21 protein-coding genes are annotated in these 23,224 nt (G+C 72.9%); 12 read left to right on the forward strand and 9 right to left on the reverse strand.

Translation table 11 applies throughout. From position 1 onward, the window contains the following. The first annotated feature begins 83 nt into the window (after window positions 1–83). Complete coding sequence (locus E0504_RS39800; protein ID WP_131626921.1) at window positions 84–1,784, forward strand: ATP-binding cassette domain-containing protein; 1,701 nt, start codon at window positions 84–86, stop codon at window positions 1,782–1,784. A gap of 8 nt (window positions 1,785–1,792) precedes the next feature. On the opposite strand, the gene E0504_RS39805 is transcribed toward E0504_RS39800, so the two are convergent. From E0504_RS39805 to E0504_RS39825, 5 genes are all read right to left on the reverse strand, one after another. Further along, window positions 1,793–3,694, reverse strand: coding sequence for an ABC transporter ATP-binding protein (locus E0504_RS39805; RefSeq protein WP_131626922.1), 1,902 nt, complete (start codon window positions 3,692–3,694; stop codon window positions 1,793–1,795). After that, entirely contained in the window at window positions 3,691–4,149 is a 459-nt protein-coding gene (locus E0504_RS39810) for a lasso peptide biosynthesis B2 protein (RefSeq protein ID WP_083391022.1), read from the reverse strand. The genes E0504_RS39805 and E0504_RS39810 overlap by 4 nt, the downstream gene beginning before the upstream one ends. Then, complete coding sequence (locus tag E0504_RS39815; protein ID WP_071063678.1) at window positions 4,146–4,400, reverse strand: lasso peptide biosynthesis PqqD family chaperone; 255 nt, start codon at window positions 4,398–4,400, stop codon at window positions 4,146–4,148. The genes E0504_RS39810 and E0504_RS39815 overlap by 4 nt, the downstream gene beginning before the upstream one ends. A 2-nt stretch (window positions 4,401–4,402) precedes the next feature. Next, window positions 4,403–5,269, reverse strand: a complete 867-nt coding sequence (locus E0504_RS39820; protein WP_071063680.1) for an AfsR/SARP family transcriptional regulator — start codon at window positions 5,267–5,269, stop codon at window positions 4,403–4,405. Window positions 5,270–5,421: 152 nt separating this feature from the next. Beyond that, complete coding sequence (locus E0504_RS39825) at window positions 5,422–7,527, reverse strand: hypothetical protein (RefSeq protein WP_243657839.1); 2,106 nt, start codon at window positions 7,525–7,527, stop codon at window positions 5,422–5,424. Window positions 7,528–7,840: 313 nt separating this feature from the next. Between E0504_RS39825 and E0504_RS39830 the strand changes: the two genes are divergently transcribed. The 3 genes from E0504_RS39830 (at window position 7,841) to E0504_RS39840 (ending at window position 9,806) form a co-directional block, all read left to right on the forward strand. Continuing rightward, on the forward strand, window positions 7,841–8,071 hold the full coding sequence (locus E0504_RS39830; protein WP_071063682.1) for a hypothetical protein: 231 nt from the start codon (window positions 7,841–7,843) through the stop codon (window positions 8,069–8,071). A gap of 20 nt (window positions 8,072–8,091) precedes the next feature. Continuing rightward, window positions 8,092–8,919 carry a hypothetical protein gene (locus tag E0504_RS39835; RefSeq protein ID WP_131626923.1) on the forward strand — a complete coding sequence of 276 codons (828 nt, stop codon included), beginning with the start codon at window positions 8,092–8,094 and terminating at the stop codon, window positions 8,917–8,919. Window positions 8,920–8,984: 65 nt separating this feature from the next. Next, window positions 8,985–9,806, forward strand: coding sequence for an enoyl-CoA hydratase/isomerase family protein (locus E0504_RS39840; protein ID WP_071063684.1), 822 nt, complete (start codon window positions 8,985–8,987; stop codon window positions 9,804–9,806). Here the strand turns inward: E0504_RS39840 and pepN are convergent. After that, a complete protein-coding gene (gene pepN / locus E0504_RS39845; protein ID WP_131626924.1) occupies window positions 9,793–12,366 on the reverse strand; it encodes an aminopeptidase N in 2,574 nt (857 codons plus the stop codon). The two genes, E0504_RS39840 and pepN, sit on opposite strands and share 14 nt — an antisense overlap. A gap of 131 nt (window positions 12,367–12,497) precedes the next feature. Between pepN and E0504_RS39850 the strand changes: the two genes are divergently transcribed. The 4 genes from E0504_RS39850 to cbiE all read left to right on the forward strand — a co-directional run bounded on the left by E0504_RS39850 (window position 12,498) and on the right by cbiE (window position 16,778). Continuing rightward, entirely contained in the window at window positions 12,498–13,538 is a 1,041-nt protein-coding gene (locus tag E0504_RS39850; protein ID WP_235013581.1) for a phosphotransferase, read from the forward strand. A gap of 91 nt (window positions 13,539–13,629) precedes the next feature. Next, window positions 13,630–13,896: a zf-TFIIB domain-containing protein gene (locus E0504_RS39855; RefSeq protein WP_071063896.1), complete on the forward strand. Its 267-nt coding sequence runs from the start codon at window positions 13,630–13,632 to the stop codon at window positions 13,894–13,896. Between the two features lie 120 nt (window positions 13,897–14,016). Then, the gene (locus E0504_RS39860; RefSeq protein WP_112104701.1) at window positions 14,017–15,360 is read left to right on the forward strand and encodes an EAL domain-containing protein; all 1,344 of its coding nucleotides are present in this window, start codon (window positions 14,017–14,019) and stop codon (window positions 15,358–15,360) included. A gap of 65 nt (window positions 15,361–15,425) precedes the next feature. After that, on the forward strand, window positions 15,426–16,778 hold the full coding sequence (gene cbiE, locus E0504_RS39865) for a precorrin-6y C5,15-methyltransferase (decarboxylating) subunit CbiE (protein ID WP_131626925.1): 1,353 nt from the start codon (window positions 15,426–15,428) through the stop codon (window positions 16,776–16,778). 41 nt (window positions 16,779–16,819) lie between these two features. On the opposite strand, the gene E0504_RS39870 is transcribed toward cbiE, so the two are convergent. Together E0504_RS39870 and E0504_RS52720 are read right to left on the reverse strand one after the other, a co-directional pair. Then, window positions 16,820–17,662 carry an SMP-30/gluconolactonase/LRE family protein gene (locus E0504_RS39870; RefSeq protein ID WP_112104703.1) on the reverse strand — a complete coding sequence of 281 codons (843 nt, stop codon included), beginning with the start codon at window positions 17,660–17,662 and terminating at the stop codon, window positions 16,820–16,822. 84 nt (window positions 17,663–17,746) lie between these two features. After that, window positions 17,747–17,980 (reverse strand): hypothetical protein, encoded by a 234-nt coding sequence (locus E0504_RS52720; RefSeq protein WP_235013583.1) that lies wholly within the window; start codon window positions 17,978–17,980, stop codon window positions 17,747–17,749. Between the two features lie 516 nt (window positions 17,981–18,496). Between E0504_RS52720 and E0504_RS39880 the strand changes: the two genes are divergently transcribed. The 3 genes from E0504_RS39880 to E0504_RS39890 all read left to right on the forward strand — a co-directional run bounded on the left by E0504_RS39880 (window position 18,497) and on the right by E0504_RS39890 (window position 21,147). Further along, the gene (locus E0504_RS39880) at window positions 18,497–18,949 is read left to right on the forward strand and encodes an N-acetyltransferase (protein WP_112104704.1); all 453 of its coding nucleotides are present in this window, start codon (window positions 18,497–18,499) and stop codon (window positions 18,947–18,949) included. Between the two features lie 221 nt (window positions 18,950–19,170). Then, entirely contained in the window at window positions 19,171–19,725 is a 555-nt protein-coding gene (locus E0504_RS39885; protein WP_235013584.1) for a hypothetical protein, read from the forward strand. A gap of 480 nt (window positions 19,726–20,205) precedes the next feature. Beyond that, window positions 20,206–21,147 carry an LLM class F420-dependent oxidoreductase gene (locus E0504_RS39890; protein WP_112104705.1) on the forward strand — a complete coding sequence of 314 codons (942 nt, stop codon included), beginning with the start codon at window positions 20,206–20,208 and terminating at the stop codon, window positions 21,145–21,147. A 499-nt stretch (window positions 21,148–21,646) separates the two neighbouring features. On the opposite strand, the gene E0504_RS39895 is transcribed toward E0504_RS39890, so the two are convergent. Beyond that, a complete protein-coding gene (locus E0504_RS39895; protein ID WP_131626926.1) occupies window positions 21,647–21,904 on the reverse strand; it encodes a hypothetical protein in 258 nt (85 codons plus the stop codon). A 652-nt stretch (window positions 21,905–22,556) separates the two neighbouring features. Between E0504_RS39895 and E0504_RS52725 the strand changes: the two genes are divergently transcribed. Continuing rightward, window positions 22,557–23,224, forward strand: a 668-nt coding sequence (locus E0504_RS52725) for an HNH endonuclease signature motif containing protein (protein WP_235013643.1), incomplete at its 3' end; no start/stop codon positions are given.

Raw genomic sequence — 23,224 nt, forward strand, 5'->3', positions numbered from 1 at the left:
AACTACAGCATTCTCGCGAACCTCACCCATACGGTCATTGTAGCGAGCGACGGCGACCTCGCGATGCCGTTAGGCTGACGCCCGTGGCCGAGCCGAGAACGTCGGAACGACGTGTTTCAAAGGCCGACGACGATCTGGCGGTCCGGGCGGTGGACCTCCACATACGACGTGGGACGAGCTGGGGCGGCCATGCTGGCCACGGCGGGCGGGAAATCGTGCACGGCCTGTCGTTCGAGGTTCCCCGCGGATCGGTCACCGGAGTCATCGGCCCGAGCGGATGCGGAAAAACCACGCTGATGCGGGCGGTCGTCGGCATCCAGCGCGGAGTGAGCGGAGAGCTACGGGTACTCGGCCTCGACGCGTGCGAGATCGAGCTCCGGCGGCGGGTTGGCTACGCCACCCAGACCGCCTCCGTCTACGACGATCTCACCGTCGACGAGAACCTGCGTTATTTCGCAGCGCTCTCCGCGGACCGGGTCCTCAGCCCAGCCGAGATCATCCGCCGGGCCGAGCGCGCCGCATCCGGGGTCGGCCTGGCGACCGAGGGCCGCACCCCGGTCGGCCAGCTCTCCGGCGGCCAGCGCTCCCGGGTGTCGCTGGCCGCCGCGATCATCGGCGGGCACGAGCTGCTCGTCCTGGACGAGCCGACCGTCGGCCTCGACCCGGTGCTGCGCCGCGAGCTGTGGGACGAGTTCCACCGGATGGCCGACTGCGGCCTGACCCTGCTCGTCAGCTCACACGTGATGGACGAGGCGGCCCGCTGTGACCGCCTCCTGCTGCTGCGCGAGGGCCGGCTGATCGCGGACGAGAAGCCCGCCGACCTGCTCGCCCTGACCGGGGCCGGCGACCTCGACCACGCGTTCCTGTGCCTGGTGGAGTCGTCCGCGCCGGCCTGCGCCGACTCCCCGGTACGCGGCGACGCGCCTCCCCCGCGGGACAGCCCCCGGCTTGTCGGCGCTTCCCGGGCGAGCGACGCGCCCTCGGCCCTCGGCGTGCCCCGAACCCGCGGCACGCCGGAGGCCCGTGGCAGGAACACGCGCCAGCCGCTGAACCTCGCGCGCACCAGCAGCACCGCGCTGCGGGTGATCCGCCAGATGCGCCGCGACCGGCGCACCGTCCTGCTCGTCCTCGTACTCCCACCCACGCTGCTGGGGCTGCTGCAGGCCATCTTCGCGAACAGCCCCACCGCCTTCGACCGGGCCGGGACGGGCTTGCTCGGCGTCTTTCCGCTGATGACGATGTTTTTTCTAACCTCGGTCGCCATGCTGCGGGAACGGCGGTCCGGGACGCTGGAGCGCCTGATGACCACGCCGATCGGCCGCGGCGACCTGCTCGCCGGGTACGGCATCGCGTTCGGGCTGCTCGCCGTCGCGCAGGCCGTCGTCACGACCACGACGGCCGTCGTCCTGCTGGACCTGCACATCGCCGGGCCGCTGCCGGTGCTCGGCCTGCTCGCCGTGCTCGCCGCCCTGTTCGGCACCGCGCTCGGCCTGCTCACCAGCGCCTTCGCGAACTCCGAGTTCCAGGCGGTGCAGTTCCTGCCACCGGTCCTGCTCCCCCAGTTCCTGCTGTGCGGCATCCTCGTGGCGCAGAGCCAGCTGCATCCCGTCCTCGCCACGGTGAGCTTCCTGCTCCCGATGACCTACGTCGTGGACGCGCTGACCCGGATCGGCGCCTCCCCCGGGGTGCCGGCGCTGGTCGTCCGGGATGCCCTCGTCATCGCCGCGTGCACGCTGGTCGCCCTGGCCCTGGCCGCGGCGACGCTGCGCCGGCAGGGCCCGTGAACCGCCCGTCAGGCCGTGCGGTCCAGGCCGACGGCGGCGAGGCGGGCGTAGTCCGGTGAGGTGCGCAGCAGCTCCTCGTGCCGGCCGGTGGCGACCACGCTGCCCTCGTCGAGCACGACGATCAGATCCGACGCCCGGACCGTCGAGATGCGGTGCGCGATGACCAGCAGCGCCCGGCGGGCGGCGATGTCCGCCATCACCCGGGTCAGCGCGTGCTCGTTGACCGCGTCCATCTGGGACGTCGGCTCGTCGAGCAGCAGCAGGGTGGGCCGGGCCAGCAGCGCGCGGGCCACGGCGACGCGCTGGCGCTCCCCGCCGGAGAGCAGCACCCCGTGGTCCCCGACGTCGGTGTCGAGGCCGGCGGGCAGGCGGCGGACGACCGCGGTGAGCCGGGCGATGTCGACAACCTCGGCGATCTCGGCGTCGGTGGCGTCCGGGCAGGCGTAGGCGAGGTTGTCGCGCAGCGAGCCGCTGAGCACCGGGGCGTCCTGCTCCACGAGGTTGACCTGCCGCCGGGTCTGGGCCCGTTCGGAGCAGCCCAGCGGCACGCCGTGGACGAGGATCTCCCCCGCGTCCGGCTCGTAGAACCGCTCGATCAGGCCCAGCACCGTCGACTTGCCGGCCCCGGACGGCCCGACCAGCGCGACCTGGCCCCGCGCCGGCACGGTGAACGACAGTCCCCGCAGGACGGGCCGCTCGACGTAGGAGAACCAGACGCCGCGGAACTCCAGCGCCGGCGTCGCGGCCGCCCCGTCCCCCACCGACGCCCCGTCCCCCACCGACGCCAGGGTCCTCACCTGCGTCACGGGCCCGGCCGGTGCCGGCTCCTCCTCCGGCGGCATCGTGAACACGACGTTCACGCGTGTCAGCGCGCCCAGGCCGCGCTGGATGGTCTGCGCGGACTCGATGAGCTGCGACAGCGGCATCACCAGGTAGGTCGCGTACAGCAGGAAGGCGACCAGGTCACCCAGGGACGTCGTGCCGCGGGCGACCAGGACACCGCCGGCGAGCAGGACCACCAGGACGGAGCCCTGCACCGCGAGCTGGGTGGCGGGGGCGATCACCGCGCTGAGCCGGGCCATGCGCAGCCCGGCGCGGTAGGCGTCGTCGGCGTGCCCGCCGATGCGCTCGGTCTCCCGCTCCTCGGCGTTGCTGGCACGCACGGTGCGGATCGCGGTCAGCGCCCGTTCCAGGTCGGCGGTCATCCGCCCGATGCTCGCCTGCCCCTGCTCCGAGACGGCCCGCACCCGGGCCAGTGCCGTCAGCACGATCGCGCCGGCCACGACCACCGCGACCAGCACCAGCCCGAACAGCACCGGGCTGAGCCAGACCATCAGACCGATCGCGGCGAGCACCCCGATCACACTGGTGACGAACGTGGTCAGGCTGTAGGCCACGGCGTCCCGGACCACCGTGGTGTCCGCGTTCGAGCGGGAGAGGAGGTCACCGATGCGCTCGGCGTCGAACACGCGGATACGGAGCCGCAGCAGGTGGCCGATCAGCCTGCGCCGCAGGCCCAGCAGCACCCGCTGCCCGGTGCACTCCAGCAGGTAGTGCCCCCAGGTGTCGACGGCCGCCTCGACGAGGAAGACCGCGACGAGCACGACGATCAGCAGGACCGGCACCCCGCCGGCCCGCGCCGCGTCGATGACCGCGCGCACCAGCAGGGGCTGCGCCAGGCCGATCACCGTGCCGAACGCGGTGAGGGTGGTCGCGAACGTGATCAGCCGGCCGTGCCCGCGCAGCAGCCGCCACAGGTCACCGAAACCCGGGCGGGGCCCCGGCGGCCCGGCACCAGGCGGCCTCAGGCCCGGCGGCCCGGACAACCCGGGCGGCGGGCCACCCAACGGCCCCGAGGGCCCGGGCGGCGGACCGCCGGTCGGCGGCCACGGCCGCGGGGGCGTGGTCACCTCACCCGGGCGGCCGGTCGCGGCCGCGACCGGACCGTGATCATCGGCCGGTAGGTGTCCGGCGGGACGGACTCGCCGACCATCAGGCCGTCGGCCTCCACCCAGGCGTGCGCCGCGAACGAGCCCACGGCCCGTACTCCTGTCCGCCATGTTGGCCACCTCCCCGAGACGCGGCAGACCAGCGCGGTGGCGACCGCGCGCGGCAGGCACCCGGACTGGCCGCGGCAGGTCCGGCTGACCGCCGTGACCGCCTCCATCGCCGCCAGGGTCTGCCGGTACCCGGCCGGCCGCGTCCCGGCGGCCAGCAGTTCCATCACCCGACGCAGCCGTCCCGGCGGCAGCCTGATCAGCACGCGGGCGAGCGTGACGGCCAGCAGGGCGAGCGCGTCCCGGCGCAGCCACCGCCACCAGGCCCCGCCTCGCTGGGCCCCGCCGCGCCGGGGCCGGCGGGTCACCGGGCCAGCCCGGCTGAGCGCAGCGTCGCGACCAGCCGTTCGACGTCGGACCGCGCGGTCGCGGCATCGACGTCGAAGGCGGCGGTCACCGCGCTCACGGCCTGCGCGAGCGTCCCACCGCCGGCCAGCACGCCGACGGCGAGGTCGGCGGTGGGGTTCAGGGTCCAGTAACGGCCGGTCCGCTCGTCGAGCAGGACGGCGCCGTACTCGGTCTCGGTGCGGATCACGTGCTTGCGCAGCTGCGTCGACACGGTCAGACCCGTTCCTCTCGTCCGCCGGCGGCGCGCGGGCGCGCGCGGCCGCCGCCCCATCCGTTCGCCCCGGCCGGCGCCCCAGCCGGTGCTGTGGCCGCGTCGAGCTCGCCGGCGAGCACCTGGGCGTGGATCCGGCGCAGCTCACCGCTGGGTTCCACGCCCAGCTCCCGGGACAGCAGGTGGTAGGCGGTGCGGTAGGCGGCGAGCGCCTCGGCACGGTGCCCGGAGCGGCATGCCGCCACCAGGAACTGGCCCCACAGCCGCTCCCGCAGCGGGTGCTGAACGGTCAGCGCCCGCAGCATCGGCAGGACCCGGTCGTACTGGCCGCGGTCGAGCAGCGCGTCGATGAGGTCCTCGTGCACCACCGCGCGCAGTTCGTGCAGGCGGGCCGACTCGGCGCGGGTGACCTCCTCGGGAAGCTCGTCGTACGGCTCGCCGCGCCACACGGCCAGCGCGTCGCCGAACAGATCGACGGCCCGGTCGCGGTCGCCGGCCCACCGGGCGTCCTGGCCGCGGCGCGCCGCGTCCTCGAAGATCCAGACGTCGACCTCGGTCGCGGCGGCGTTGAGCCGGTAGCCGCCCGGCCGGCTCTGGATGCGGCCGAGTCCGGCCGTCTCCCCCGGCGGGAGCATCTGGCGCAGGTCGGAGACGTAGGTCTTGATGTTGCCGAGGGCCGAGGGCGGCGGGTCCGCGTCCCACAGCACCGAGCGGATCCGCTCGGTGCTCGTCCAGCGGCCGCGGCTGAACAGCAGCAGCGAGAGCAGACGCCGCTTCTTCGGCTGCCCGATCGGCACGGTGTGGCCGTCGGACGCATTCACCTCCAGCGGGCCGAGGACCCGGAAGGGCAGGTGACGCCGCGGTTCCATGAGGCGTTCCTCCCCAGCGGGCGGCGGGCTTAGACGGTCCGGCCGGGGCGGCGGGGGGTCGATGTCACCTCCGTCCCGACCCGGTAGGGAATCTTCCCATCACATACAGCTCACATACAGCGACATTCCGATGACCGGGAGCACCCGAGCGATCAGTCGGGCGAATGCCGGTTGTAGGCGGCGACGGTGGCGACAAGATCACCGACCGTCGCGAAGTTGACCGCGAGGAAGGTCGGGCGCAGCCCGCGGGCGGCGCACTGCTCGGCATGCGCCGTCAGCGACGAGCTGGTGTTCACCAGCGCCGCGTCGGCGCGGGTGGCGGCGTGGTCGGTGAGCCAGTGGTTGATGAGGAGCATGGTGGGCCGGCTGGCCCCGCGGCCGATCCGGCAGCTGAAGCCCCCGGGGATCCGGACGTCGAACGGGGTGTCCGCGTTGGAGCGGTAGAAGTTGCGGTACCAGGTGCCGGGCACGTCCCCGTTCTCGGCGAAGACGACCAGGCGCCGGCCGCGGTCGATCAGCTGGCCGAGGGTCGGCCACGGCCGGCCCGGCGCGGGCGGGCGGACCAGGTACTGACCGAGGCCCGCCACCCGGAACGCGGCCATGATCGGTTCGGGCGCGACGCCGTCCTGGACGATGATGGTGATGACCTCGGCCGGGTTGCGCGCCAGCCAGCCCGCGACGCCGGCCAGCGCGTCGTCCAGGCGGGTCGCGCCGAGCTGGCAGATGCCGTGGCAGAGCCAGAGCCCGGGGCGGCTCGAACGGGCACCGGTGGCGAACGGGGCGAGCGCCTCGCGGGCCCGCGGGCGCAGCTCAGCCAGGAACGACTCGACCTCCGCGGGTGTCGTCCAGTGGTGGACGTCGAGCATCAGAGCGCGGATGCCGCTGTCGAGCTGGCCCACCAGGTCGGGGTCCTGCACCGCGCCGAGGAACCCGGCCCGCACGGACGCCATCCCGTTGTGGGTCGTCGGGTAGACCACGTCGGAGTAGCGCCGGTTGCACAGGTCCGCCCCGCCGTTGCAGAACGCGGTGCCGGTGCCCGCCTCGCCGGGGATCAGCACCCAGGACACGGCGACGAACACCGAGCAGGTCGTGCCCACCGCCACCAGGCGCCGCACGCGCCACTCGGCGCGCGACAGCCGGCGCACCACCACCGTCACGGTGCCGAGGAGGAGCCCGGCCAGGAGCGGTATCGCCGCGATCTCGCTCCAGGTCGCGCGCACGTTGGCGACCAGCACGCGGCCGACGTCTCCGGCGAGGACCCGCCCCGCCGGGGGAAGCGGCGAGTCCGGCCCGCGCAGCGGCGCGAGCGGGTCGCCGACCAGGCCGGTCACGAGGACCCCCGCGGCCAGCGCGGACAGCCCGCCCGCGACGAGCGCGGCGCCCACCAGCCGCACCGACGGTCCGCGCCGCCGGACGGCGAGACCGAGCACGCCGGCGGGCAGTGCGAAGCAGAGCGCGGCGAGGGCGAGCATGCCCGTGCCGCCGATCGTGTGGATCGTGCGGAGCACGAAGCCGGCCGGGCCGCCGGGCGCGTCCGCGAGCGGGCGGCCGAGGTCGAGGACGGTGCCGCCGGCCAGGCGCGACCGCAGGTCGGCGACGGCGGACACGTCCCCGGCGAAGATCAGCGGGCCGACGACCGCCAGCGCGGCGCCGAGATCACCGGAGCGCAGCGCGACCAGCACCTGTTCCCGCGCGACCGGCCGGTCGGCCCCGTCCACCCGGCTCACCAGCAGGTCGGTCGCCCAGGCGACCTGATCGTCGGTGAGATCGATCTCGGGCACGGAGGCGGGCGGGCGGCCCTGGCTGACCCGGTCCACACCGTCGAGGACGTCGCGCAGGGCGGCGGCGACGTCCTCTGTGCGGTACCGCGGCGCGCCCGACACCTGCCCGGCGAGGTAAACGGACGCGAGCCGCCCGATGTTGTCGAGGATCGGCCGCAGGTCGACGGCGAGGACGAACTCGGCGCGGCTGCCGTCGAGGTAGGCGGCGACGTTGTCGGCGACGCCGTCGGTCATCCCGCGCAGCGCCGACGGCGGGACGACGAGCTGCAGGTTGTCGACCATCAGGTCCGGGTCGACGGGCAGGTCGGCGAGCAGGTCACCGGTCACGTCCGTGAGCACCGGGTCGGTCAGGACCTCGTCGCTGATCCGCTCGTGCACCCGCGCCTCGTCCAGCGCGCCGCGGTAGAAACGGGCCTGCTGGGCTGTCTCGTGCACGGTCAGCAGCGCGACGCCCGCCGGGACGAAAACCGCCGACACCACCGCGACCAGGCAGACCACACCCCCGAGGCCACGCCGCCGGATCCCAACAAAACGGGCGGTTCGGGACCAGCCGGGCCGGACCCGAACCGCCCAGAGCCGGGCAGGCCGGAACCGGGCCGCCCCGAACCAGGCCGGCGAGGCTCCCCACAGCCAACCCATGGGACGCCAGATTACCGACGTCAGTAGTCGAACAGTTGACGGAATCGAGGTCATCCCACGTCCGGGCCGCTGGAATGCGTGGAGACGGGGTATCTCGGCACCGACGGCCCATGCGGGAGGCCCGTGGCCGGCCAAGGAACCGAGGTGTCCGATGACCATGCACTCGAGCCCGCCCCGTGAGCGCCCCGTCCTTGTGTGGGCGCTCACGGGGGTCGTCGTCGTCGGACTGGTGCTCGCGCTGGTCGGGATGATCCTCAACGCCTGGGTGCTGCTCGCCGTGGCCACGACGGTGGCCGTGCTCGCGGCCCTGGCTCTGTGGCCCGCGGGCGTGATGTCCCACGTCAGCACGACCCGTTCGGCGACCACCCGCGGACCGCGGTAACGGACGGGGAGGGAGAAGGCATGGACACGGCAGTGATCGATCGGCCACGTGGTCGCGACATGTGGCACGTCCCGCGGACGAAGGGTGCCCTCAGCGGGTTCCTGCTCGTGGCGCTCGGCATCTGGGGGGCCCTCATCCCGTTCGTCGGGCCCTATTTCGACTTCGGCTTCACGACGCAGACGTGGGAGTGGACGGCCAACCGCTTCTGGCTGTCCGTCCTGCCCGGCATCGTCGCGGTCGTGGGCGGGCTGATCCTGATATTCAGCCAGAACCGGGCGATGGCCGCGTTCGGCGCCACGCTGGCGACGGTCGCCGGGGTGTGGTTCGTCGTCGGGCCACCGCTGTCACAGATCTGGAACCCGGCGGCGATGGGCGTCCCGCTCGGGGGCAAGGGACTCCAGGCGCTCATCATGATCAGTTTCTTCTACGGGCTGGGCGCGGCGATGCTCTTCCTCGGCGCGAGCGCGCTCGGCCGGCTCAGCGTGGTCGGCGTCCGTGACGTCGCCACGGCGCGGCGGCGGCGCCTCGGGCATCCCGAACCGAGCCGGCACGCCCGCGGCCACCGCCGCCAGCTCCAACCGGCCGCGCCCGCATCGGACCAGGCCGTCAGGGACCAGGCCGCCGCGGACCAGGCGGCCGCCGGCCGGGCTGCCGCCGGGCCGGGCCTCGACGAGGCGTCGGTCTACCCGGACGAGCCCCGCCGCGCGGACACCCCGCCCGCCGGAACCCGTGAGCCCGCCGGAACCCGTGAGCCCGCCGGAACCAGCGAGCCCGCCGGGATCCGCGAGCCCGCGAGCGCCGGTGGCGGCCGGCACAGCCGCCACCACTGGTGGGAACGTTCACACTGACGCCTGCAGAGGGCCTCGCGCACACACCAGCGCCTCCGGCGGGGCTGGACTGGTAGGACGGCCAGATGAGCGACGAGAACACGGCCCGCCCGGCCCGCCCTGACGCCGACGAGCTGATCTACACGGTGGACGGCGCCATCGCGACGATCACCCTCAACCGGCCGCAGGTGAAGAACGCGTTCACCCTGACCATGATCGACCGTTGGGCGGAGGCGCTGCGGTCCGCGGCCGCCGACCCCCGGGTGCGGGTCGTCGTCGTGACCGGCGCCGGCGGCGCCTTCTGCTCGGGGATCGACCTGGCGGTGCTGGGCGGCATCGAGCCCACACCGATCGCGCGCCGGCGGATGCTCACCGAGGGCGTCCACAAGGTGGCCCGCGCCGTCCTCGACCTGGAGAAGCCGCTCATCGCGGCGATCAGCGGGGTGGCCGTCGGCGCCGGGCTCGACATGGCGCTGATGTGCGACCTGCGGTTCGCGGGGCGCTCGGCGCGACTGGCCGAGGGCTACATCAAGATCGGCCTGGTTCCCGGCGATGGCGGGTGCTACCTGCTTCCCCGCCTGGTCGGACCGGCCAAGGCGCTGGAACTGCTGCTGACCGGCGACACGGTGGACGGCGTCGAGGCCGAGCGGATCGGCATGGTGAACCGGGTCTACGAGGACGACGAGCTCCTCGACGCGACCTACGCGTTCGCCGGGCGGCTCGCCGGCATGTCCCCCATCTCCGCCGCCATGATCAAGAAGACCGTCTACCAGTCGCAGACCATGGACCTGCGCGCCAGCCTCGACATGATCGCCTCGCACATGGCGATCGTGCAGTCCACCGAGGACTACGCCGAGGCACGGGCAGCGTTCACCGAGCGGCGGACCCCCGACTTCACGGGGCGCTGATCACCCGCAGGTGCAGCTCGCGGGCGGTGAGGGCCCGGCGCAGGTCGTCGGCGGCGTCGACGACCACGCGGGAGAGCACCTGGCCGACGTCGCCGCGGCTCAACATCTCCTGAGCCGCGGCAAGCGTCCAGGCCTCGACCGCGTAACGGGGAAAGGCGGCGGCGGCCACCTGCCGGACGGCATGCGGGGAGCGGGCCGACGCCAGCGTGGGCATGTCGGCGAAGTACCGGTCGACGTAGCCGGCGGTGAGCTCGGCCTGCTCCGGTCGCCAGAAGCCCTGGGCCGTCGCCGCCACCAGCCGTACCGAGGTGGCGCGGTCCTCGGTGACGGCCTGCCACGCCCGGGCCTTGGCCGCCGGCTCGCCGATCGCCGCCCTGCTCCGCGCGGCATGCTCGGCGGCCCGGGTGCTGCGGTCGCGGTCCAGCTCGGCGGCGATCTCGGCCTCCCCGGCGGCGTCCAGGACGACCAGCCGGTCGAGCACCAGCCAGCGCAGGTCCGGGTCGACGACGAGGCCGTCGGGGACGCCACGGCCGGTGAGCCAGCCGCGCAGCTCGTCCACCTCGGACGTCCCCGCGCACCGCACCAGGCCGCGGGCCGCCGCCAGCAGCAGGCCGGACGTCCCGGCGGCACCCGCGATGACGCGGCGGCAGGCGCCGGCGAGCGCGGCACGGGCGGCGGGTTGGTCCCGTTCGGGCAGGAAGACGTCGACGACGGTCGCGGCGGCGAAGCGCAGCGCGTCCTCGAAGACGGCGACCGAGCGTTCGGCGGGCAGCGCCCGCGCGGCGAGCGCCAGGTAGTCTGCCGCGGGCCATTCGGCGTCCCGGGTGGCGTCCGCGACGGCCGCCCACACGACAGCGCGGGCGAGCGGGTCGCCCAGCTCAGCCAGGACGGCGCCGAGGCCGGGCAGCTCCCCCGCGACGAATCTGATCTTGGCGTACGTGAGGTCCCCGTCGTTGAGCAGCAGCAGCCGGCCGGGACGGGTGCCGGCGAGCTCGGGCACCGGCGTGCGCCCGCCGGCCGGCGACGACGGAAGATCGACGAGGACACGTCGCACGAGCGTCACCGGGCCGGGAGCGCCGTCCGGGGCGTTGTCCGGGTCGCTGTCGTACACGCCGATGCCGACGCGGTGCGGTCGCTCGGCGGGATGGTCCGCCGGGGCGGTCCGCGTGATCTCGACGGAGACGTAGGCACCGCTGTCGTCGAGGATCACTTCGGGACGCAGCGTGTCGACCTGCGCGCGGCGCAGCCACGCCGCGGACCACGCCGTGAGGTCCTTCCCACTGGCCCGCGCCAGCGCCGTCAGCAGGTTGTCCAGGGTGGCGTTGCCGAAGGCGTGCGCGGTGAAGTAGGCCCGCAGCCCGGCCAGGAACGCGTCGTCGCCCACCCATTCGACGAGCTGACGCAGCGCGGAGGCGCCCTTCGCGTAGGAGATCCCGTCGAAGTTGAGCAGCGCCCGTGCGGTGTCGGCGACGTCGTCGGGGGCCACCGGGTGGGTGGACGGCCGCTGGTCGGCCGCGTAGCCCCAGCTCTTGCGGCCCACCGCGAAGCTCGTCCAGGCGTCGGTGAAGCGGGTCGCCGCGGCCGTCACCCGGGTGCCCAGGTACTCGGCGAACGACTCGTTGAGCCACAGGTCGTCCCACCAGCGCATGGTCACGAGGTCGCCGAACCACATGTGCGCCATCTCGTGGGCGATCACGACGGCGCGCCGCTCGCGCTCGGCCTCGGTGACCGCGGAGCGGAACACCAGTTCGTCGCGGAAGACGACCAGGCCCGGGTTCTCCATCGCGCCCATGTTGAACTCGGGCACGAACGCCTGGTCGTACTTCCCGAACGGGTACCGGATGCCGAAAAGCTCGTGGTAGTGGTCGAGGCAGCCGGTGGTGATCTCGAAGATCTCGGCCGCCTGGGCGTCCAGGTACGGCGCGAGCGACCGCCGACACACCAGCCCCAGCGCCACCCCGTCGTGGGTCCCGCTCCACACCTGGTACGGCCCGGCGACGAGAGAGACCACATAGGTAGACAGAGGGGCGGTGGGCGCGAACTCCCAGCGCCCCGGGCCGACCCGGGTGCCGGCGCCGTTCCCCCGCACCTCCCAGGACGGCGGGGAGGTCACCGCCAGGCTCAGCGGCGCCTTGAGGTCGGGCTGGTCGAAGCAGGCGAAGATCCGCGCGGCGTCGTCGAGGAAGGACTGCGCGTAGAGGTAGACCTCGCCGTCCTCGGCGTCGGTGAACCGGTGCAGCCCCTCACCGGTGTTCGTGCACTCCATGGTCGCCCACACCTCGAGGGTGTTGTCGGCGAGCAGGTCGGGCAGCGCGAGCCGGCCCCCGGCGACGGCACCCGGGCCGAGGTCGCGCCCGTTGAGCCGGGCAAGCTCGACCCCGATCGCCTTGAGCTCGGCGAACGTGGCCGCGCCGGGTTGCCGGCACGAGAACGAGACCGTGGTGGTCGAGGTGAACCGCGGGCCGGACGAGGTCCCGGTCAGGTCCAGGTCGACGTGGTACGAGTGGACCTGGACGAGCGCGGCTCGGGCCACGGCCTCGGCTTGGCTCAGCGGTTGCATCTGCCCGACGGTAGTGCCCGGCCCGCCCCACCGCGCCTGTCGGGTTCCGCGCGCGCCCTCGACCGCACCCGTCCCGTCCGGAACCGGCCCAGGGCCGCGCCGCTCAGGACCACACCGGCAAAATCGGACCAATGACGAGCAGCGCCGCCCAGCGCGACGACGCCCCCGGGCACCGGCCTCCGCGCGGGACGTCCCCCGCCCAGGTCACGCTCGACGAACTCACCCGCCCCGGAGGCGAGGTGCTCACCGACCGCAAGGGCCGGCTGGTCGTCCGGCACGGTGATCTCGTCGTCAAGACACACATGGCCGAGGAGGAGCTCCAGCCGCTGCTCGCGCGGCTGCGGCTGGCCGCTGATCCACGGCTCGGCGACATACTGCTGTCTCCCCTGCGCATCCGGGGCGGCCACGGCGGCCTGCTCGCCCCGGTCGGCGGCCGTCTCGTCAGCGCCTGGCCGGCCGGGAGGGCGCTGCGCGTCGACGAGGTGGAGGCCCGCGTCGAGGACGCGCCATGGACGGCGGCCGCCGCGCTGCTCGCCCGCCTGCACGCCACGGACCTGACCGCGCTCGCCCCGGCGCACGTCCCGGCGGCCGGCGTCTGTACCCGCCTGCGGCGCTCGCTGGACCGCATGGAAGCCGCCGTGGCCCGCGCCACCCGGGCTGGCGCCGCCTCGGGCGCGTCGGTGCGCGAGATCGAGCGGCTGGCGGACGAAGTCCGGCGGGCCTACCCGACGCTGCCGTCCTGGCTCGGGCGGACGCCGGCCCGCCCGGGTACGGCGCCGGCCCTCATCCACGGCGACTGGCATCTCGGCCAGGTCGTCCGGGTGGCCTCCGCTCCGGCCAGCGCCGCGGACGCCGGATGGCGCATCGTGGACGTCGATGACCTGGGCTGGGGGGATCCCGCCTGGGATCTGGCCCGTCCGGCGGCCTGGTTCGCCGCGGGCATCCTGCCCGCCGAGGTCTGGGGAACCTTCCTCGGCGCCTACCGGGAGGCCGGCGGCCCGGCGGCGGGCCCCGACGGCGATCCGTGGGAGGCCCTGGACGGCCCGGCGCGGGCGGTGGCCGTGCAGTACGCGGCCGGTGCCGTCACCGACCTCGCCACTGACGGCACCCCGTTCGACGAGGGCGCCGACGCTTTCGTGGCCTGCGCCCGCCGGATGTGGTCGGGACACTGACAGCCACGAACGTGGTCAGGACACTGACAGCCGCGAAAAGTACGGACCGACACGACCCGCCCGGTAGGCTGCTGCCGTGAGTTACCAGACCATGGTGTGTCCGAAGTGTCACGGATCCATGCGGACCTACAACCGCAACGGCGTCCAGATCGAGCAGTGCGACAACTGCCGCGGGATCTTCCTCGACTACGGCGAGCTCGAGGCGCTCACCCGCCTGGAGTCGCAGTGGGCGCAGCCGGCGCAGCCGCCTCCGCCGATGGCGCCCGGCGGCCACTACGCCCCGCCGGCCTGGGGCTCGCACGGCCACGGCCACGGGTACGGCCACGGCCGCCTCACCCGGATGTTGTTCTCCTCCTGACGGTCTCCCCCGACTGACGGTCTCCCCACGACGGCCGGCGGCTGAACGCGGACGCCTACCTCCCGCCACCAGCGGGTATCGCCTCCAGGGACTCCCGTAAGGCGGCCCAGGGAGGCAGCAATGCCCGCGACGGCCCGGTATCCGCGCGACCTGTCCGCCGGCTCGCCGACGGTCGACCCGCTCCACACCGAGCAGTGCGGCGCGGTCGTGGCCGGGCTGATGTCGGTCGCCCGGCACCGGCTCGGGATGGAGCTGGCCGTCATCACCCGCCGGGTGGCCGACGTCCTGGTCGTCGAGCACTATGACGGCGACATCGAGTCGTTCGGCATCGCCGTGGGCACGACCGCCAGCTACGAGCGGACGCGGGCCGCACTCGAGGGACGTCTGCCGCAGGTCGTCCGCTACGCCGGGCGGGACGGGCGCACCGCGGACCCGGCGCTGGCCCGACGGGTCGGCATCGGCAGCTATGTCGTGGCCCCGGTGCTGCTGCCCGACGGCTCCGTGTACGGCTCGCTGGCGTGCATGAGCCACAACCCGGACCCGGCGCTGCGCGACCGCGACGCGTCGTTCCTGGCTCTGATCGCCGACGCGCTGTCGAACTGCGTCTCCGACCACCGTGGCGACTGGCGCGAGCGGGACCGCGTCTGGCGCCGGATCAGCCAGCTGATCGACGACGGCGGGCCGGCGATGGTCTTCCAGCCGATCTACGACCGGGCGACGCTCGACATCGCCGGTGTGGAGGCCCTCTCCCGCTGCCCCGGCACCGGCACCGCCGGCTCGGACGAGTCGTCCCCGCAGCGGTGGTTCACCGACGCGGCGTCCGTCGGGCTGGGCGTCGAGCTGGAGGTCGCGGCGATCCGCAACGCGCTCGCGGCGCTGCCATGGCTGCCCGCCGGGCTGCCGCTGTCCGTGAACGCGTCACCGGCCGCCATCGTGTCGGGCGCGCTGATCGACCTGCTCGCCACCATCCCGCCGGAGCGGGTGATCATCGAGGTGACCGAACACAGCCGCATCGACGACTACCCGACGGTCATGCTCGCGCTCGACGCCCTGCGCGGCCGCGGGGTGCGCGCCGCGCTCGACGACGTGGGCGCCGGCTACGCGGGCCTGCACCAGCTGCTACAGCTCAGGCCGGACATCATCAAGATGGACCAGAGCATCATCCGGAAGATCGGGGAGGACGCCCCGGCCTGCCGGGCGCTGGTCACCGCGCTCGTGTGTTTCGCGGAGGACATCGGCGCGACCGTGCTCGCCGAGGGCGTGGAGACGTCCAGGGAGCTGGAGGTCCTCGGCGAGGCCGGGGTCCATCAGGTCCAGGGCTTCCTGCTGGCCCGCCCGGGCATGCTCGCGTCCGGCCCACCGCCTGGGACGAGCGGCACGCGGACCATCCCGACACCGACAGGTACCCGAACACTCACACAACGTGAGCTTGCTGGCTACCGGAACGCGTGGCCGCCGGGGTAGACCACGCCAGAGGGCACACGTCACCGCCGGCTCCGCTACCGTGCGGTCCGTGGCAGGTCGATCTCATGGCTGACCCCGGGAACACAGACATCACCCACCAGGAGGCCGGCGGCCCGGTGGTCACCGTGGTCGGCATCGGCGACGACGGCTGGGACGGCCTCACCCGGACCGCCCGCGACGAACTGTCACGGGCCGAGGTCATCATGGGCTCCGAACGGCAGCTCGGCCTGCTCCCCGCCGCGGTCCGCGCCCGCCAGGTGCGCTGGCCGTCGCCACTGGTGCCCGCACTGGCGAAGCTGGTCGACGCGCACGCCGGCACGCGGGTCTGCGCGCTGGCCAGCGGCGACCCGATGTTCTTCGGCCTGGGAACAACCCTCGTCCGGGAGCTGGGCGCCGCCCGCGTCCGGGTGCTCCCCCATCCGTCATCGGTCTCCCTCGCCTGCGCCCGCCTGGGCTGGGCGCTGGACACGACCGAGATCGTCAGCCTGGTCGCCCGTCCCCTGGCCGCGGTGCACCCGGCGCTCACCGCCGGCCGGCGGCTGCTCGTCCTGAGCGCGGACCGCCGGACGCCCGCGCAACTGTGCCGGCTGCTCACCGACCGCGGCTTCGGTGGGAGCACGGTCACGATCTTCGAGCACCTGGGCGGCCCGGCGGAACGCCGCCGGGACACCCGGGCAAGCGCCCTCGGCGGCGCCCGCTCCGAGACCCGCTCCGAGGCGCGCGTCGACGAGGGCGCCGCGACCTCGGCCGACAGCTCGGACGCCGGCCCCGACTCCACCGCCGACCTCAACCTGGTCGCGCTGGAGCTGACCGCCGGGCCGGAGACCCGCCACCTCCCCCGAATCCCGGGGCTGCCCGACGACGTCTTCGAGCACGACGGCCAGCTCACCAAGCGGGAGATCCGCGCCGTCACCCTCGCCCGGCTGGCGCCGGCCCCCGGCGAGCTGCTGTGGGACGTCGGCGCCGGCTGCGGCAGCATCTCCATCGAGTGGATGCGGGCCCACCCTGCCTGCCGGGCCGTCGCCGTCGAGCCCCACGCCGACCGCGTCCGCATGATCGGCCGAAACGCCGAGGCGCTCGGCGTGCCGGCACTGCGGGTCGTCGCGGCGACCGCCCCCGCCGCCCTCGACGACCTGGCCGACGAGACCGGCGTCCCCGACGCGGTGTTCATCGGCGGCGGGCTGACCGCGCCGGACACGATCACCCGCAGCTGGGAGGCGCTGCGCCCCGGCGGCCGCCTGGTCGCCAACGCGGTCACCATCGAATCCGAGGTCATCCTGGCGAAGTGGCACGCCCGGCACGGCGGGGATCTCATCCGGCTGGCGGTGAGCCGTGCGTCACCCGTCGGCGGCTTCGCCGGCTGGCGCCCGATGATGCCTGTCACCCAGTGGGCGGCGACCCGTCCCCACGATCAGTAGGGCTCCATATCCGTAGGGCCCCGGACGCACGGCGGGCTGTGTCACGGCCAGCCCGCCCCTGGCACGTCGACCTGGGTGACGAGCACCTGCCCGGAGCCCGGGGAGACCATCTCGGCTTCGGTCATGCCCCGCCATTCGGCGGCCACCATGAACAGCTCCGTCCCGTCGGGACCGCCGAGCGCGCAGGCGAAGCAGCCACGGTCCAGCTCGACGGTCCGCAGCACCGTGCCGCCCTCGGCGACCCGCACACACCGTTGGTTGGGCACGTCGGCGTACCAGACCGCGTTCTGCGCGTCGACGCAGATGCCGTCCGGGGCACCTACGCCGAGGTCGGCCCAGACCCGGCGGTTGGACAGCCCGCCGTCGGCGCCGATGTCGAAGGCCAACAGGCAGTGGCGGTACGAGTCCGCGACGATCAGGGTCGCGTTGTCGGAGGTCACCGCCATCCCGTTGGGGAAGGCGACGTTGTCGGCCACCTGGCGCACCGAGCCGTCCACCGTGACGACAACGACGGAGCCGGGCCCGAACGACTCCCCGCCCACCGGGTCGAAACCGACCTGGTTGACGTAGGCGTTGCCTCGCCCGTCCACCACGATGTCGTTCCAGCCGACCCCACCAAGGTCGGCGTGGGTGACGAGGGCCCCGTCAGGCTCCCGCCGCAGCAGCAGTCCGGCCGCGGACGAGACGATCAGCAGCCGGCCGTCCGGCAGCCAGGCGGTGCACAGCGGCAGCGACTTCACCCGCGCGACCACCTCGCTTCCGCCGGCGAGATCGACGGCGACGATCTCGCCCGCCGACCAGTCCGAGAGGTACAACCGCTCACCATGCCAGCGCGGCGATTCGACCAGGCCACGCCCGGTGAGCAACGTCCGTATCTCGTTCACGGTGCTCCTCTGCTGCCAGCACGGTGCCGGCTGCTCACACGGGCCAACGCAGAACGCGGGGCCCCTCTGGACGCTCGTAGTCGATCAGCACGTCGACGCGCGTTCCCCGGGCGCGGCGGAAGCCTGGTAAAGCGCCTGGCCGGGCAGGTAGCGCGCCTCGTAGCGTTCACGGACCGCGTCGGGTGAACCAAACAGGGCGACGTCGCGGCGCAGCGCACGGCGCAGCGATTCGACAGGGCTGATCTGAAGGAACACGCTGAGATCCCGATAATCGCGCAGCTCGCCCCGGAGGAGGAAGACACCGTCGACGATGAGCACCGCATCGCTCGCCGCCTCGCGTCGTCTTGCCGGCCGCGTCCGGACCGTCGATCGCGACACTCAGCACTCGGTCCGGGCATGTGCCCACCATCAGCTCGACGAGCGCACGCACGACGCAGTCGCGAGTCGAACCCACACCAGGATCGACGATCATGCGACGTGACAGTAGCAGCACCCCGCCGGAGATCACGATCGCCGCGCTACGGCCGAGGACGTACGGATCCACCGAACGCGGGGCGGATGGAATCCCTGCTCATCCGCCGAGCCGCGGCCGCGCTGCGATGCAGGGCCTGCCGGCGGGGCGAATGCGCAGGGGTGGCAACGGCGGTTTCAGCAGTGGAACAGCCGGGTCCCCTTTTCGACCTGAAAGATCGACAGCGAACGAGGGGCCGTCAACATCGTTGACTATCTTGTCCCAGGGATGCGCGAGTTCCTGACTGGCCGATTTCCGACTGGCGCAGGAACTACCACAATCCTGCTCCCGGGCACCGACCTCCCGCATTAACGTCCTTCCACGTGACCAGCCAGATCCGTGAAATCCTGTCGCCGGCGACAGCCTCAGCGTTCCCCGCACTTTCCCAGCTACGGCCCACGCTGGTGGGCACGGCCGACTTCGTCCGTATCGTCGACGAGGTGCAACGCCTGGAGGGCTACCGGCTGGTCGGCGTGTTCGAACGGGGCCAGCCGAGTGCGCCGGCCGTCGCCGGCTTCCGAGTCCGCCACTCCCTGTCCGCCGGCCGATTCCTCTACGTCGACGACCTTTCCACGATCGCGAGCGCCCGACGGCAGGGATACGCCAGACGTCTACTCGACTGGCTCCTCGACGAGGCGCGACAGCTCGAGTGCGCGCAGGTACACCTGGACTCCGGCGTCGGACTCGACCGGGCCGACGCGCACCGGCTGTACCTCAACACCGGCATGACCATCACCGCACACCACTTCGCCGTCCCGCTCCGCCTCGCAACATAACGCCGCGAGATCCACACCACTCCCCCGACGCACGCAACTTTGGAGCTTCCAGAGGATCACCCGGGTGGGCCACTGACGCACATGGCACAGGTATTTTCATGATCCGAAGGCTTGGGGCGCAGTAGCGTCGCGGGCGTGGCCCCCTCTCCGACTGCCCGGTTACGGTTCCGTCAGATGGAGCCAGCAGGTGCCCGCACTTCCCGGCGCAGTACACAACCACCGTGGACGCGGTCAAAATGGTAGCCTCGCGCCGGCCACGTTCAGACATCGGCGAGAGACTATTGCAGAGTCGCCCGAGCCCCCGTCTGTCCGAAAACGGCTGGCTGCCCGATCGCTGGCCGGAGGGAGAATGCACAGCCCAGGACAGGAGCCTCGACGCGAGGCTGAACGATCTTGCCGAGTTCGAGCTGCGTCCCGCCGGTGTAACGCTTCAGGATCAGGGCGTCAGCTACGGCTGCACCGACAGCACCAACATCCCGTATGCCTCGCGCCTGTACTCCGCGGGCACGGTCGACGAGGTAACGGACTTCTACCGCCGCGCCGTGCCCGCGGCGGGCTGGAAGCTGGAGCACGCCGACGAGATCAACCCCGGTCAACGTGTTTACTTCGGGGCACGGCTGTGCTTTTCCCGGTCGATCGAAGGTGTCATCGTGTTTCTGTCCGTGGGGTTTCCGGGCAGCCTCGACGAAGGGCCAGAAGATATTCTCGGCCCAGATCCCCGCGACTTCGACCTATTTGCGTTGGCGGACCCGGAACACACCTCCAGGGGCCGCTAAAGATGCCCGTGCCCGTGCCCGTGCGATGGTGGCAGGAGCCACGGCGTGCTGTTCCAGCCACATGCGCCACCAGGACTCCTGTCCGCCCGCGCGACCCTGGACGCCGAGCTGGATCGCCACCTGGGCCAGGCGGGGCCGCGGTGACGGACACGCTGCACGTCGGGTACTGCGCCACCCCCGTCACGGGATGCAGCACCACCTGCCAGGAGTGGTCGACATCCTGTATCCGCCGGTACGCGGGGACGCGACTCGAAGGCGCCGGGGTCGATCGCGGCGGATGACGGCCGGATACGACGGCTGCCCGGGTCAGATGCGAATGTTCTGCGGGATACTCCGCCGGTGACTCGGACAACGAGTGATCAGAGCGACGAAAGCGACCGCGCGGGCAGGACGCCCTCCGGCGGACAAGGCGCCAGCCCCGCCCCAGCCGGGACCGTCACCGGCCAGGATCCGGCCTCGTCCGGAACTGGTCGCTGGGGGATGACGATTCCGCTGGCCGATGCGCCCCTGACGGACCTGCCCGCACTGTGCGGGCGACTGGCGGACGCCGGCTACACCGACGTCTGGTCGTCCGAGGCAACCACGACGGACGGGATCGTTCCGCTGGCGCTCGCCGCCGGCGAACCACGGCTGCGGCTCGGCAGCGCGATCGTGTCGGCCTACACCCGCGGCCCGGCGCTGCTCGCCCAGACCGCGGCGACAATGGCCGCCGCCGCGCCGGGCCGGTTCGTCCTCGGACTCGGCACGTCGTCGGATGTGATCGTTTCGAACTGGAACTCCATCCCGTTCAGCCGCCCGTACCAGCGGATGCTGGACACCGTCCGGTTCCTGCGCCGGGCCTTCGCCGGCGAGAAGATCAGCGAGGAGTTCCCGTCCTTCACGGTCCGCGGCTTCCGGCTCGGCGTCGTACCGTCCGCCCCGCCGAAGATCATGGTCGCCGCACTGCGACCTCGGATGCTCGAGTTCGCCGGTCGCGAGGCGGACGGAGTGATCCTTAACTGGCTTTCGCCGGCCGACTGCGACACCGTCCTGCCGCACGTGCGTGAACACAACTCTGACGCCGAGGTGGTCGCCCGGATCTTCGTGTACGTGCACGACGACCCGGCAGCCGCCCGCCCTCTGCTCAGGAAGATGATCGCCGCCTACCTGACGGTGCCGGTGTACCGGGAGTTCCACCTGTGGCTCGGCCGCCAGGCGGCGCTGGAGGGCATGTGGAGCGCGTGGGCGGCCGGCGATCGCAAGGCCGCCCTGGCCGCGATCCCGGACGAGGTCGTGGACGAGCTGATCGTGCACGGGACGGTCGAGCAGTGCCGGGCCGGCCTGCGACGGTACGTCGAACACGGGGTGACCACCCCGGTCCTCTCGATCGTGAACGGCGGCCCCAACCCGATGGACCTCGCGTCCGCGCTCGCCGCGGACTAAGTTCCCGCACCTGCCGACCAGTCGCCACCTCCCACAACCGCAGCGGCGAGGTGGGGCCCTTGTTTCCGGCGCGGGGTGCCCTCGCACGGGCGTGCGGCGCCGGCCGGGGTGGAGGCGGGCCCGCAACGAGACGAGAGCCCATACGTCCCATCGCGTCGACGAACACCTGCGGCGGGCCACCGGACAGCGTGATCTCGCGGATGGGATCATCCGACCCCAGTCTCAATCGTTGTGTCGCCGAGATCGGGTCGCCGGCCGCCCGGGCGCGGTAGGACAGGATCCACGCCCCTGCGGGCTTGCCCAGGTTCACCTCGATACCCCACTCGTAATCAGATCCGGGCGCCCGGTCGGTGGCTGCCGCCAAAATCCCGTTTTCCACGGATGTCCTGCTGGCCTTCCCGCCGGCTTGTGGCGCCCGTCCGCCGCCGCGCCGAAAGCGAGGTGCCCCAGCGAACAGAGGCCGCCCGGGGTCAGTCTTCGGGCGGGTCGATCGGGGTGGTCACTTGGACTGCAGCGCCGCGATCACGATGGCGCGAAGAATCTCGAAGATGGTGGCGGCGAGGAGTTCGCTGAGGCCGAGAAATCCGAGATACAAGCCGAGGGCGAGGACGGCCAGGACACGAAAGGCCGCACCCAGCCCAGCGGGGAAGATATCGAAGACAGAGTCCGCCGGCTGTTCGCAACGAGAAATCTTCCCGGGCCGAATGTGAACTTGGTGTGGTCTCGTCGGGTTCGTGCTTGTCGGGGTGGCACGCACACCTTTATGGTCGAACGTGTGTTCGATCCTATGGTGGGGTGGGTGTCGGTGCCATGAATACCGTGCGGAGTGCGAAGGTCGACGAGGACGGTTCCGGTTCCCGTGACTTCTCGGAGACGGAGGGGGTGTTCGAGGGGCGGGTGCGTGGGTTGCTGGTGCGGATCGGTGCGGCGGTCCGGTTGATAGCGGCGGGGAACGCGGACCTGCTGGGGCTGTTGGCGCAGTTCGCCGACCTGCGGCCGCCGGCGGCCGGCCGGGAGGTTCTGTTCGACGAGTTCGCTCCGGAGGACGTCGCGGCGGTGCTGGGGGTGTCCTCGCAGGCCGCGGCGGGTCAGATGCTGTTCGCGTGCACGGTGGCGCGCCGGCTGCCCCACGCGGTGGAGGCGTTGAAGTCCGGGGTGCTGGACGTGCAGCGGTTGCGCTCGTTGGAGAACGCGGTCCGCCCCTTGGACGGTCCGCTCGCGGCGCAGGTCGAGGCGCGGGTGCTGGCCGGGGGTGCGCGGCCGACCCGGGGGGGCGTTCACGGATGCGTGCCGCCGTGCCGTGCACACGGTGGATCCGGCCGGGGCTGCCGCACGCGCGCGGGCCCGGAGGAAGGAACGGCGGGTGTGGGTCTCGCCGGGGGAGGAGGGGGCCAGTTGCCTCCTCCGCGGTGCTGCCCGCCGAGGAGGCGACCGCCTGCTACCAGCGGGTCGACCAGATCGCCCAGGGGATCGCCGCGCACCGAGGCGGCGGGGACAGCCGCAGCCGTGACCAGATCCGCGCGGACGTCCTCGTCGATCTTCTGTGTGGGCGGGCTGAGCATGCGGTGCCGCTTGCGTGTGAGGTGCGGGTCGTGGTGCCGGTGACGGTGCTGCTGGGCCTGGCGGAGGATCCCGGGGAGATCCCCGGGTACGGTCCGGTTCCCGCGGCGGTGGCCCGGGAGATGGCCGCACGGCCCGGATCGACATGGCGGCGAATCCTCACCGACCCTCAGGGCACGCTCGTCGAGATCGCGGACCGGTGCCTACCCACCGCGGCTCAGGCCCGGCATGTGCGGGCACGGAACCGTGGCTTTGTCTTCCCGGGATGCGCCCGTACGTCGCGACGCGCGGATATCGACCACACGGTGGCGCACACGACCGGCGGGCCGACACTCACCCGGAACCTCGGGCCGATATGCCGCAAGCACCACCGCCTGAAGTACTCCGACCGTTGGCGGCTGACACAACCACAGGAAGGAACGTTCGTCTGGACGGGCCCGTTCGGGGCGACGCGCGTCACCCACCCACATTCATACGTCGAACCGCAACACAAGGCTGGCACGGCGGGAGGGGGTGG

The sequence above is a fragment of the Parafrankia sp. BMG5.11 genome (genome assembly GCF_004337455.1).